General features: G+C 65.2%; 7 protein-coding genes. All 7 read left to right on the forward strand.

From position 1 onward, the window contains the following. Window positions 1-57: 57 nt before the first annotated feature. The 7 genes from recC (at window position 58) to NFI08_RS18235 (ending at window position 13,833) form a co-directional block, all read left to right on the forward strand. Window positions 58-3,780: an exodeoxyribonuclease V subunit gamma gene (gene recC, locus NFI08_RS18205; RefSeq protein ID WP_349591173.1), complete on the forward strand. Its 3,723-nt coding sequence runs from the start codon at window positions 58-60 to the stop codon at window positions 3,778-3,780. Next, on the forward strand, window positions 3,777-7,799 hold the full coding sequence (gene recB / locus NFI08_RS18210) for an exodeoxyribonuclease V subunit beta (protein WP_349591174.1): 4,023 nt from the start codon (window positions 3,777-3,779) through the stop codon (window positions 7,797-7,799). Before recC ends, recB begins: the two co-directional genes overlap by 4 nt. After that, complete coding sequence (gene recD / locus NFI08_RS18215; protein WP_349591175.1) at window positions 7,796-10,018, forward strand: exodeoxyribonuclease V subunit alpha; 2,223 nt, start codon at window positions 7,796-7,798, stop codon at window positions 10,016-10,018. Before recB ends, recD begins: the two co-directional genes overlap by 4 nt. A 210-nt stretch (window positions 10,019-10,228) precedes the next feature. Continuing rightward, window positions 10,229-11,224 carry an ion transporter gene (locus NFI08_RS18220; protein WP_348816034.1) on the forward strand — a complete coding sequence of 332 codons (996 nt, stop codon included), beginning with the start codon at window positions 10,229-10,231 and terminating at the stop codon, window positions 11,222-11,224. A gap of 290 nt (window positions 11,225-11,514) precedes the next feature. Beyond that, entirely contained in the window at window positions 11,515-11,703 is a 189-nt protein-coding gene (locus NFI08_RS18225; RefSeq protein ID WP_349591297.1) for a DUF2442 domain-containing protein, read from the forward strand. Window positions 11,704-11,920: 217 nt separating this feature from the next. Further along, a complete protein-coding gene (locus tag NFI08_RS18230) occupies window positions 11,921-12,370 on the forward strand; it encodes a LexA family protein (RefSeq protein ID WP_213229023.1) in 450 nt (149 codons plus the stop codon). A gap of 170 nt (window positions 12,371-12,540) precedes the next feature. Beyond that, window positions 12,541-13,833, forward strand: coding sequence for a tyrosine-type recombinase/integrase (locus tag NFI08_RS18235; protein WP_349591176.1), 1,293 nt, complete (start codon window positions 12,541-12,543; stop codon window positions 13,831-13,833). Window positions 13,834-13,843 lie beyond the last annotated feature (10 nt).

The following is a 13,843-nucleotide window of genomic DNA, read 5'->3' on the forward strand; positions in this document are numbered from 1 at the left end:
GCTAGCGCCCACACCGCCTCGGGCTGCCACGCCTTCACGCAGTACAGAGAACTCGCCATGACCGATACCACCGCCGCCTCGGGCTTGATCGTCCTGCAGGGCAACCGTATGGAGGATCTGCGTGATCTGACCCTGAAGTGGCTGGGCCGGCGCCCGCTGCATCCGCTGGCGCGCACCCTTTTTCTGGTGCAAAGCAACGGTATCGCCCAGTGGCTCAAGACCTCCATCGCCGAGCGCCAGGGCGAACCGGGCTACGGCGTCTGCCTCGGCACCGACGTTGCCCTGCCCGCGCGCTTTCAGTGGCAGGCCTACCGCGCGGTGATCGAGGCGGTGGAAGGCTCGGGGCAGGTGCCGACCACCTCCCCCTGGGACAAGAGTCGCCTGCGCTGGCACCTGATGAAGCTGCTGCCAGAAGCCCTGGACGACCCACTGTTCGAGCCGCTGGCACGTTACCTGCGCGAAGACGATGAGCAGCGCAAGCGTTACCAGCTGGCCGAGCGCCTGGCTGACCTGTTCGATCAGTACCAGGTCTATCGCGCCGACTGGCTCACCGCCTGGGAGGCCGGCAACGATGTGCTCACCCTGCCCGGTAACCGTGTTACAGAGGTCCCCGATGACCAGCGCTGGCAGCCGGCCCTGTGGCGCAGGATCAGCGACGCCCTGCCTGCCGACCAGCGCCACAGTCACCGCGGCGCCGTGCACCAGCGCTTCAAGCGGTCCGCCGAGCAGCTGACCGGCGAGGTCGAACGGGGCGAGACGGCCTGCCCCCCGGAAATACCGCCGCGTATCGTGGTGTTCGGCATTTCGTCGCTGCCCCAGCAGACCCTGGAGGTGCTGGCCGCCCTGTCCAGCATCAGCGAGGTGGTGCTGTGTCTGCTCAACCCCTGCCAGTTCTACTGGGGCGAGATCATCGAGACCCAGGAGGTCCTGCGCCGCCACGTGCGCCAGCGCCGTCGCCAGGGCATGCCGGCCGAGCTTCACCACTCGCTCGAACACCTGCATCTACACGCCCATCCGCTGCTGGCGGCATGGGGCAAGCAAGGCCGCGACTACCTGCAGCTACTCAGCGAACATGACCACACCGACGTGGAAGCGTTGAGCGCCCTGCTCGACGACTCGGTGGATCTGTTCCTGGCGCCGCCCACCGACACCCTGCTGGGCCAGCTGCAGGACGACATCCTCAACCTGCGCCCGTTGGCGGAGACCCAGGCCGAGTGGCCAGCGCTTGATCCCGAGCAGGACCACTCGATCCGTTTTCACATCTGCCACAGCCCTCAGCGTGAACTGGAGGTTCTGCACGACCAGCTGCTCGAGGCGTTCGCCGAGGATGCGACTCTCGAACCCAGGGACGTGATGGTGATGGTGCCGGACATCAACGACTACGCGCCCTATATCGACGCGGTATTCGGCCAGTTCGCCCCGGGCGAGAAGCGCCACCTGCCCTACCACGTGGCCGACCAGCAGGAACGCCATCGCGAACCCATGCTGGTGGCACTGGAGACCCTGCTGTCGCTGCCGCGTCTGCGTTTTCGCGCCAGCGAGATCCTCGACCTGCTGGACATCCCGGCCATCCGCACGCGCTTTGGCCTTGGCGAGGGGGACCTTTCCACCCTGCAACGCTGGATTCGCGAGGCCAACGTGCGCTGGGGCCTCGATGCCTCCCAGCGAGCCGAACTCGGCCTGCCGGAACACGACGAGCTGCACACCTGGCGCTTCGGCCTGGAGCGCATGCTGATGGGCTACGCCGTGGGCGAGGCCAGCGACGACGGCGAGGACTGGGGCGACATCGTGCCCTACGACGAAGTCGCCGGCCTCGACGCCACCCTCGTGGGACCGCTGTACCGGCTGATCATGACCCTCGACGAGGTTCGTCAGAGCCTGATCGAACCCAAGACCGCCAGCCAATGGGACCATGTTCTGGGAACCATGCTGGAGCGCACCCTGGCCCCCGGCTCCAGTGCCGAAGAGGCATTGCTCGGGCGCATCCAGGCGGCGCTCGAGACCTGGCACGAGGAGATCGACTCGGCCGAGGTCGGCATCCGCCTGCCGCTGGCGGTGGTGCGCGAAAGCTGGCTGTCGCGCATCGACCAGCCCCAGCTGTCCCAGAGCTTCATGATGGGCCGCATCACCTTCGCCACCCTGATGCCCATGCGCGCAATCCCCTTCCGCCACGTCGTGCTGCTGGGCATGAGCGACGGCGCCTACCCGCGCCGCGCCGAGGCCATGGACTTCGACCTGATGGCCATGCGCGGACACTATCGCGCCGGCGACCGCTCCCGGCGTGACGACGACCGCTACCTGTTCCTCGAGGCACTGCTGTCAGCGCGGGACCGACTGACCATCAGCTGGTGCGGACGCAGCCCCCAGGACAACGGCGAGAAGCCGCCCAGCGTGCTGGTCGGGCAGCTGCGCGATCACCTCGGCAAGGGCTGGCGCCTTCCCGACCAACCGCCCCACGATGAGCGCTCGCTGGCCGAAGAGCAGCAGATGACCGAGGCCCTGCTCACCGCCCTGACCACCGAGCACCCGCTGCAGCCCTTCGGCGCCGGCTATTTCCTGGCGGACTCGCCGCTTTATACCTATGCAGACGAGTGGCAGACCTTGCACCAGCGTGATTCACGTCACCCGGACCCGATGGCGGCCACCTCAGCCGATGAGGCGCTGCCGCCCTGGCGCCCCGAAGGCGCCATCGGCCTGTCGCAGCTTTCTGGCCTGCTGCGCGATCCCGTCAGCGCCCTGTTCCAGCAGCGCCTGTCCACCAGCATGCGCGACGAACAGACGCTGAGTGACGACGACGAACCCTTCGCCTTCGCCGGCCTTGCCAGATGGCAGCAGCGCGAGGCCCTGGTGCAGCCGCTTGGCCAGCGTCTGGCCCACGACCGCGCCTGCGACCCCGCCCTGTTGATCGAACGCCAGGTCCAGCGCCAGCAACGCGCCGGCCACTACCCGCCGCCACCGGTGGGCCCGGTGATCCGCCGCCAGTTGCTGGAACGAATCCCCGACGCCCTCGACCACTACCGCGAGCTGCTCGTGCGCTACCCGCGCTCGTTGGAGCGGGCGCCGCAGCTTCGCCACGACAGTCGCCTTCCCTTGCCCGACTCGAGTGAGACCCTGGTACTGGAAGACGCCCTGTCCCACCTGCACGCGACCGACTCTGCCCCCTCCTCCGGGGCCAGCGACGAGGGCGATGCGGGTGCGGGTGAGGTCGCCCGCATCGTGCTGTTGACCAGCCAGATCCACCAGGGCGAGCATTTTCACTGGAGCCAGATCCTGCGCCACTGGCCGGCGCACCTGGCGCTGCAATGCCTCTACCCGAATTCGCCGAGCCATCTGGTCTCACCCAGCGGCGTGCTGGAGATCCCCGGCATGCCCCGCGAACAGGCCGCAAGACGCCTGGATGCGCTGATGCGGCGCTGGCTTGCCGCCATGCAGGTCGCCACGCCTTGCCACCCCGACATCGCCTTTGCTCTGCTCGAGGAATACCCCGTGGCAGAGGATGCAGCCTGGCCACCGGCAGACGCCCAGACGTCAGCCACGCTGCGCAAGGCCTGGGAGCAGGCCTGGGAAAAACTGCCGGAGCGAAGCCCGCTGCTGCTGCGTGAATTTCCAAGCCTCGACGAGCTGATCGGCGCCGAGGGCTTTGCCGAGGCCTGTCGCGAGCTCTACGCCGACCTGCATGGCTGGATCAGCACCGCGCGCAGCGCTCGCAAGGGTTCAGACAAGGGCTCTGACAAAGCATCGGGCAAGAGTAACGCCACCACCGGGAAGGAATCCGCATGAGCCTGCCGTCCGACCTTTTCTCCACCGACGACCAGCCGCCTTCCCCGGACAACGCCGGCCAGACACCGCTGCCATTGGCGCTGCCGCTGCAGGGCAGCCAGTTGATCGAGGCCAGCGCCGGCACCGGCAAGACCTTCACCATCGCGCTGCTCTACGTGCGTCTGGTGCTGGGCCACGGCCAGCCGGACAACCCGGCGAGTCGACGTGACAATGGCTTCAGCCAGCCGCTGGTGCCGCCGGATATCCTGGTGGTGACCTTTACCGAGGCCGCAAGCCAGGAGCTGCGCGATCGTATCCGGGCGCGCCTGGTCCAGGCCGCCGAGGCCTTTCGCGCCGGCGACAGGGATGGCGGCTCGACCACGGCCGCGGACGACGGCCTCGCCGAACGCGACCCGCTATTGGCCGCGCTGCGCGACGACTTCGAGCGCGACGCCTGGCCCGCCTGCGCCCGGCGACTGATGCTTGCCGCCGAATGGATGGACGACGCCGCCATCTCGACCATCCATAGCTGGTGTCAGCGGATGCTCAAGGAGCACGCCTTCGACAGCGGCAAGCTGTTTCGCCAGGAGGTGGTCAAGGATCTCGGCGAGATGACCCAGGAGGCGGTCACCGACTACTGGCGCACCCGCGTCTACCCCCTCGACGAGCCCCTGGCCGCGTCCATGGTCGAGCTGTTCGGCTCGCCCCAGGGGCTGAACAAGGCGCTGCGCAACCTGCTCGGCCGCGAGGACGCCAGCCTGGTATTCTGCGGCGAGCCATTGACCGCCAGCGATTTCGGCGTCCATCTCGCCCAGTTCAGCGACGCCCGTGGGAGCGCCGACAGGCTGGAAGGCGCCGCCCGCCGCGCCTACCTGGATGAGAAGGAGGCGGTGCACGACTGCCTGCGCACGCTGCGCCCGGCGATGCACGGCGGCAGCTTTCGCGGCAAGGATGACGACGCCACCTTCGACGGCTGGCTGGAACAGCTCGACGACTGGGCAATCGGCAAGCTGCCCCTTGCCGAGGCGAGCTTCGTGCAGAAACTCGCGCGCTCCAAGCTGCGGGTAAAAAAGGGCACCGAGGTGCCCGAGCTTGGCCTGTTCGAGGCCCTGGAGGCGTGTCGCGACAACGACGAGCAGGTCGAGACCCTGCAGCGCGAGCTCTACCCCCAGGTGCTGGCGGATGCCCGCGACTGGGTCAGCCAGCGGCTGTCCGAGCAGCTCGAGGCCAACGCCCAGATGGGCTTCAACGACATGATCACCGGACTGGCCGGCGCCCTGGAAGGCGACGGCGGCGAGACCCTGGCGCGGCGCATTCGCCAGCAGTTCCCGGTGGCCATGATCGACGAGTTCCAGGACACCGATCCGGCCCAGTACCACATCTTCGAGCGGGTCTATCGTATCGGCGATGCGCCCACCGCTGAGCCAGACTCCCAGCACCACCAGAATGGGCCAGGCGCTCCTGACCATGACGCCACGGCGCTGATCCTGATCGGCGACCCCAAGCAGGCGATCTACGGCTTTCGCGGCGGCGACATCTACACCTACCTGGGGGCTCGTCACGCCACCCGCGGGCATCACCACAGCCTGGACACCAACTTCCGCTCGAGCGAGGCCGCCGTGGCGGCGGTCAACCGGCTGTTCGCGTTTGCCGAACGTAGCCACCCCCGCGCCGCCTTCCGCTTCGCCGCCGACGACCACAATCCATTGCCCTTTCAATCCGTCGGCGCCAACGGTCGCAAGGAGACCCTGTGCCTGGATGGCAAGCCCGCCGCCGCGCTGACCGGCTGGCTGATCGCAGACGGCAACAAGGACAACGGCTGTCTCAACAAGGAAGGCTACCTGCGCGAGGCCTCCCGCCACTGCGCCGATTGCATTGCCGACTGGCTCAATCAGGCCAGTCCTGGCGAGGGCTCTCCAAGCGCCGGTTTCGCCACCTCAACGAACGCCGGTGACGACAAGCTCAAACCGCTGAAGGCCGGCGATATCGCCATTCTGGTGCGCGATCGCAGCGAGGCCAGCGCCATCCGCAACGCCCTGAGCGAGCGCGGCCTGGCCAGCGTCTACCTGTCGGATCGTGACAGCGTCTTCGCCACCGCCGAGGCCCGCGACCTGCATCACTGGCTCAAGGCCATGGCCAACCCGGAGTCGGTGTCGACCCTGCGCACGGCCCTGGCTACCGCCACCCTGGGCCTGGGACTGGCCGAGCTCGACCGGCTGCAACGCGACGAGACTGCCTGGGAGCGGGTACAGGAGCGCTTTCTTGGCTACCGCCTGCGCTGGCAGCGTCGGGGCGTACTGCCGGCGCTGCGCCAACTGCTGCACGACTACCGGATCCCCGAGCGCCTGCTCGGCGCCCACCAGGGCCAGCGCCGCCTGACCAACCTGCTGCATCTGGCCGAATGGGCCCAGCAGGCCAGCGACACCCTGGACGGCGACCACGCCCTGATTCGCGTGCTCGCCGAACACCTCGACGACCCTGGCCAAGACGAGCAGATCCTGCGCCTGGAAAGCGACGCCGACCTGATCCAGGTGGTGACCATCTTCAAGTCCAAGGGGCTCGAGTATCCGCTGGTGTGCCTGCCGTTCCTGTGCACCTACAAAGAGATCAGCGGCCAGTCCGGAACGCCGCTCTACCACGTCGACGACCGGCCGCTGCTCGAACTGGCGGCCAAGAAGGAGATGGCCAAGGAGGGCTTTGAGCTTGCCGACGACGAACGGCTATCCGAGGAGGTACGGCTTCTGTACGTCGCCTTGACCCGAGCGCGCCACGCCACCTTCGTCGGCCTTGCCCCCCTCAAGCTCGGCAACGCCAGGAGCGCCACCCTGCACAAGTCGGCGCTGGGCTATCTGCTGGCCGGCGGCGAGGCGATCCCTGACCTGACAAACCTGCGCGAGCGCTGGGAGAGCATGAGCGGTGGCTTCGACGCCATCGCCCTGGACGCCATCGACGCCAGCAGTGATAGCCCCCAGATCCAGTACCACCCGGTCACCACCGAGCTCGCCACCAAGGGCGCGCGCACGCCCAGCCACAGCCCCTTTGCCCCCTGGTGGATCGCGAGTTACTCATCGCTGGCCCAGAAGGGAGCCACCGCGCCCGAGACACCCGAGGCCGAAGTGCTCGAGGAAGAGCACCTGGACGCCCGCCTGGTGCCCGCGACGCGGGAAGCCGGCGCCCCCGAGCCCGGCACCCTGCACGCCTTCCCGCGGGGCCCTGGCCCGGGCACCTTCCTGCACGGCGTGCTGGAAGCGCTGGCCGAGCACGGCTTTGACAGCGCGCTTGACGATGCAGGCCTGCTCGCCCGCCTGGCCCAACGCTGCCGCCGCCGTGGCTGGGAAGCACACACCCAGGCGCTGACCGATGGCATCCGTCGCTGGCTGACCACGCCGCTGACCTCGACCACACAAGAGCGCCCCGACGGCGAGGATGCCGACGATGGGCCGGTGCTGGCGAGCCTTGAGCGCTACCGCGCCGAGCCCGACTTCTGGTTCGCCACCCATGACGCCATCACCCCGGCCATGGACAAGCTCACCCGCCAGCATCTGTTTCCCGGAGAGCCCAGGCCCCAACTGGGCTATCAGCGCCTCAACGGCCTGCTCAAGGGCTTTATCGACCTGTTGGCCGAGCATCAGGGGCGCTTCTATATCATCGACTGGAAATCCAACTGGCTGGGTCCGGACGATGACGCCTACCACCAGGACGCCATGCGCGCCGCCATGCTCGACAAGCGCTACGACATGCAGCTTGCGCTCTACCTGGTGGCACTGCATCGCCACCTGCGCCAGAGCCTGCCGGACTATGAATATGACCGCCACGTTGGAGGGGCCATGCTGGTCTTTCTGCGCGGTATTACCGCGCCCTCGCGCGGCGTCGCCGCGCTCAAGCCGCCCCGAGCCTTTATCGAGGCACTCGACGATATCCTGGCCGGACAGGCGGGCCACGCCGCGACCGCAACCGCAACCGCAACCGCAACCGCAACCGCAACCCATGAAAGCGCCACCGGCCATGACAATGACACCAGCGGGGAGGCAATACCATGAGCGAGGCTAACCCTGAGGTACACCGCGAGGGGAACGGCGAGACACCGGGCGATTCAGCCTCGACCGCCCTGCCGTCCTCGCCCTTTGCCACCCCGGAGCAGGCACTGGCCGACCCCGAGGCGCTGCTGTCGCTGCTGTTTGCCTGGGCCGAGTACGGCTGGATCCGTGATCTGGACGCGGCGCTGCCCCACCGCCTGGCGAGGCTCGCCCCGGACGGCGACGCCAGCTGCCTGCTGGCGGCCATGCTGGTCAGCCACCAGGCCGGCCAGGGCCATCTGCTGCTGGACCTGAATCAGGCCCGCCGCCAGCCCGAGACACTGATCGCCGTCGCTCGCGACGTGGCGCGTGATGACACCGCCCCGCCCCCGCCGGAGGCCCTGCTCGGCCGTCTCGGCGACGACTGGGTAAACCGGCTTCAGCGCTGGTCGGCGGTGGCGCAAGGCCCAGGCGCCAGCCCCCTGGTTCTCGAGGCAGAGCGCCTCTATCTACGCCGCTACTGGCGCAACGAACAGCGGGTCGCCAGCGCCATTGCCGCGCGGCTGTCGACGTCCGACGCTCCAACCAAGGATCATCCAACCGAGGGTCATCCGACCGACGATAGTGACGCCGCCCGCCTGCGTCCGGTACTGGATACGCTGTTTCCCCCGTCCGATCCGCGTGCCGACCAGGCCGCCTCCCAGAAGCTCGCCTGTGCGCTGGGCGCACGCGCCCCCTTCGCGGTGATCACCGGCGGCCCCGGCACCGGCAAGACCACCACCGTCATCCGTCTGCTGGCGCTGTTGCAGACCCAGGCCATCGCTGAGCGCGACGCCCCCCTGGCGATACGCCTGGCCGCCCCCACCGGCAAGGCGGCGGCGCGACTCAGCGAATCCATTCGCGACCAGATCGCCGCCCTCGACGAACTGCCGCTGCCAGACGCCGCCCAGGTGCGCTCCTCGATTCCCCACGAGGTCTCGACCCTGCACCGGCTGCTCGGCGCCCGACCCGATACCCGTCACTTCCATCATCATCGCCTCAACCCCCTGCCACTGGACATGGTGGCGGTGGACGAGGCGTCGATGGTCGACATCGACATGATGGCGGCGCTGCTCGACGCCCTGCCGCCCCATGCACGCCTGGTGCTGCTCGGCGACAAGGACCAGCTCGCCTCGGTGGAGGCCGGCGCGGTCCTCGGCAACCTGTGCGCCCGGGCCGAACAGGGCCACTATCGCAACGACGTCAGCGACTGGCTCGAAACGGCTACCGGCCTTTCGTTGCCCGAGGCCCTGCACGACGGCGACGGCCGGGTGCTGGATCAGTCCGTCGCCATGCTGCGCCACTCCTTTCGCTTCGATGACGCCAGCGGTATCGGCCAGCTTGCCCGCGCCATCAACGCCGGCGACAGCCGGCGGGCGCTCGCGGTGCTGGACGACACCGCCTTTCCCCAGGCGCAACGCCAGGCCCTGCCCCGCGCCAACGAGCGGCGCCTGATGACCCTGGCGCTGGACGGCCGAGGCCAGGACGCGGCCTGGGGCTATCGCTTCTATCTGGGCGCCATCACCCCGCGCCCCGACACCCCGGAAGCTGGCGCACTCGAACAAAGCGGCCTGCTCCGGCCACGCCCGTCGCTGTCATCCGAGCGAGTCGAGTGGGACCGTTGGGCCTCTGCCATCCTCGAGGCCCACGCCCAGTTCCAGTTGCTGACGCCGCTGCGCGCCGGCCACTACGGGGTCGAATCGCTCAATCAGCGCATCGAGCAGGCGCTGGCGCGAGCCGGACTGATCGACAAGCCGGATCACAGCACCCATTGGTACGAAGGCCGCCCGGTGCTGGTCACCGGCAACGACTACGCGCTCAAGCTGATGAACGGAGACATCGGTATTGCCCTCAAGGTGCCGGTGGAGTTCGCCAACCCCGAGGCCGGTACCACCCTGCGCGTGGCCTTTCCTGCCGGTGACGGCCAGGGCGGCATCCGCTGGGTGCTGCCCAGCCGGCTGCAGCGGGTCGAGACGGTATTCGCGATGACGGTGCACAAGTCCCAGGGCTCGGAGTTCGTCCATACCGCCCTGGTGATGCCGGACACCCTGTCGCCGATCCTGACCCGCGAACTGGTCTACACCGCCGTCACCCGCGCCAAGAAGACCTTCACTCTGCTCAGCGCAAGCGACGTGGTGCTGGCCAAGGCCATCGAACGACGGATTGCGCGTCAGAGTCGGCTGTTTCAGTCGCCCGAAACATAGGCCCTGCAAAATCGCCCGGCATATTGTTCCGGTTCAGTAGCCCGGCGCATTTATCCGGTTCAGCAGCCCGGAGATGCTGCCCATCGACAGAAAGCCGCATCCTCACAGCGCCAACGACGCTTTGGCACAAGGCGAAGTGGGGATGCGACCAACGCCAGGACGCTCTAGGCTGGTGGAGAATGGAGTGTCACACGCATCCAAGGAGGACTCATGCCCGCCACCCGCACGACCTCGCCCGCCCTGGAGCGGGCTCATCTGGTGTGGGACCTGTTCATCATCGCGCTGGTGATCGCCAACCTGGCGCTGTTGCTGTTCGACAGCCTGTTTCTGCTGCCACCGCTCAACGCCGCCTTCGAGGCGGCGGCCCCCGGCCTTCACGGCGCCTACGACCGGCATATCCATGCCAACTTCTTCAGCATCGACCTGGCCTTCGTCGCCGTCTTCCTGTTCGACGTACTGCTTGGCTGGGCCGTCGCCATCTACCAACGGCGCTACCACCGCTGGTTCTTCTACCCCTTCGTGCACTGGTACGACGTGCTGGGGTGTATTCCCCTCGCCGGCTTCCGCCTGCTGCGTATCCTGCGTGTGATCTCGCTGCTGCACCGCCTGCACCGCCTGGGACTGATCGACGTGCGTCGCTGGTATCTCTACTCGGTTGTCGCCAAGTACGCCGATATCCTGATGGAGGAACTCACCGATCGTATCGCCATCCGCCTGCTCGACAACGTCCAGGAGGAACTCACCAGCGGCGACGGCCTGGCCTCACCGGCCATCGAGAAGATCGTCACGCCGCGCAAGGAAGCCCTGGTGCGGGAAGTCAGCCAACGCCTCGAGACCATGGTCGGCGACATCGCCCACCACAACCGTTTCGCGACGCTGGCCTACGTGCGCGGCCTGGTCGCCCGCACCCTGGCCGAAACGCCAGAGCTTCAGCGACTCAAGCGCTTGCCCATGGGCTCCCAGCTCACCCAGGGCCTGGAGTCATCGATGTCGGACCTCGCCTGCCACCTGGTCGACGAAGCCCTGAATGGTCTCAAGTCCAGGGAGTTCTCCTCGCTGGTCGAACATATGGCCGACAGCGGCTTCGACGCCTGGCTGCGCACCGACCCCGAGACCGAACAGATCACCGAACAGGTGCTGGTCGACATGCTGGAGTTGCTCAAGGAACGTATCGCGGTCAAGCGCTGGCACGACAAGTACGCGTGAAAGGAGCGGGCCACAGGGGGAGCCCTGTGGCCCACTGGGCATTCAGGTCTCGCATATTCTTTGCGATGGATCTGCGGTCGCTAAGCTAGGCGGCACAACCACGGCTAATGCTGTGGAATGCGATGGTGGCACAATCGATGACTGCACGGAGGGAGACGCCTGCGAACGGGGAGAGACACGTGGCCATTACTGAAGATGACGTCCGCCAGGCAGAGGCCCGCATGGCCTGTAAACGCGATCACGCCCACGTCGTTTCCGCGCGATACGACGGTCGCAACCATCGCGTCATCATGCACCTGAACTCAGGGCTTGAGCTTGCGATCCCGTCGCACCTCGTGGAAGGTCTCACCGACGCTACGCCAGTAGCCCTGGCCGACATAGAGGTTTCTCCCACCGGGCTTGGCCTTCATTGGCCCCAACTCGATGCTGACCTCTACGTCCCCGCCCTCCTGCAAGGCCAATTTGGCTCCCCCTCCTAAGCTAAAGGATCGCACGCCGACAGGGCTCTGCCTGTGGCCCAGGTCGTAGCCAAGCCAACTTTGTCCCCGCCCTCCTGTGCTGGCACAGCCATGCACCTCCTGATACTGTATATCCAAACAGTATATGCGATTCAGGAGGCCCCCATGCGCGACGACCATTCCCTTGTTCGCCGAACCCTTTCGTGTAGCGCCTATGGCAACGACGGGAGCCTGGGCCATGAGTCTTGAGGTGGAGGTGCTGGGGCGGGTCGATCCGCACGCGCCCGCAACCGCCTTGCCGCTGGCGGCGGCCGAGGTTCGCGCGGGCTTTCCGTCACCGGCCGATGACTACCTGGAGGGACAGCTCGATCTGGTGGCGCATCTGGTGCCCCACCCCAGTGCCACCTTTTATCTACGCGCCAAGGGCGAGTCGATGAAGGGACTCGGCATCTTCGACGGGGATCTGCTGATCGTGGATCGCTCGCTGGAGCCGCGCAGCGGCTCGGTGCTGATCGCCAGCGTCGACGGTGAGCTGACCTGCAAGCAGCTTGGCTATATCGGAAATCGCCCCTACCTGCTGGCGGCCAACGAGGCCTTCGCGCCGATCCCACTCAACGGTCGCGACTGCGACCTGTGGGGCGTGGTCACCCACAATATCCACGCCCTGGCAGCGGGAGTCGCGCGGTGATCGCGCTGGTCGACTGCAACAACTTTACATACGAATAACAAAGCAGTGCGCATAATAAATACACACAATTTCATTGACATGATGCTCCCTTCTACTACTTTTATATTTACAGCGCTAGAAAATTAGAAGTCTTACTTCTCTTTCTCATCCTTTCAAAAACGAGATACAGCATGGCTGTTCTTGAAAGAGTCTGCATAACACCAATGATGCTCGACTATTCAAATCGAGCACAAGGTGTCTCGTGGGTTCCAAGAGAAAATGGACGTGTTATTTTTAAGGTTCCGCACATTTTTTTTAACAATGGCGAGCCTTGGCTTGCGGCTAATGCCTACGCATTAGGAAAGTTGGGGACAGTGTCCGGCAATGATATCAAGACTGTGACCTCCAATATGAGTCATCTCAAAGCTTACGCGTGCTGGCTTGAAGATCACAATATGGATTGGCGACACTTTCCTAAAAAGAAAAAAGATCGATGCCTTTTTCGCTATCGCGGCTTCTTGGTTAAACAGCGTAACGCCGGTTGTATTAGCCCAAGTACAGCAACATCACGAATGGCGGCTATTGTTTATTTTTACCGGTGGGCACAGGTGTACGGTTGGATTGAGCGTCAACCGATGTGGGATGATAGACCCAAAACAGTTCAGTTCTACAATGCCGTTGGCTTTTCTCGAACCATGTCAGTGGTATCCAGTGAGTTGTCCATTCCGAATCGCAAGAGGGATGGCGCGAATTTGGAAAACGGTTTGCTTCCGCTAAGCGATGAGAATCGAAAAGTCCTTCTTCGTTTTCTGCACGAACAGGGTAAGGTTGAGCTTTATCTGATGACCATGATCGGTTTCTTCACCGGGGCGAGGAGTGAGACGATCCGCACTCTTCGCCTATCCAGTCTGGAAAATGCGACGGATGACCCAGTCACGCCAGGCATCAAGCGTGTGTCGGTCGGTCCTGGCACACAAGTTATGACCAAGTTTGATGTCAGGGGCTCACTCTTGTTCCCCTCTCTGTTGGTTCAGGAGCTTGAACGCTATGCCTATTCGGCTCGACGCTTAACTCGCCAGGCACGGGCGTCTGAAGATGATCGCACTTTATTGTTTCTATCTGAGCGGGGGAATGCCTACTCGGAGACATCGTTCACCAAATTGATTAGCTACCTGCGTGAAAAGCTTATGAATGCCGGACTTGCTCAGTTCCAAACATTCAAGTTTCATCAAACTCGAGCGACCTTTGGTACTCAGTTGATGCGATTAGCCATAGATGTCCTTCCGAGTCAAATAGATGCCATCGTGTTCGTCAGAGACGCTATGCTGCACAAAGATGAAGCTACAACTTGGAAGTATGTAAAATTCATCGAGAAAGAGCCCATCAAAGAAGCCTTATCGGATGAATTTTTTAATCTATACACGGGGCAATCGGGCGATGCCCACATGTTGATTGATCAGGTGATTTACAATGACCTTGCCTGATCTCTTAATC

The sequence above is a fragment of the Halomonas sp. EF61 genome, from assembly GCF_040147045.1.
In the GTDB taxonomy this organism is placed as follows: Bacteria; Pseudomonadota; Gammaproteobacteria; order Pseudomonadales; family Halomonadaceae; genus Halomonas; species Halomonas litopenaei.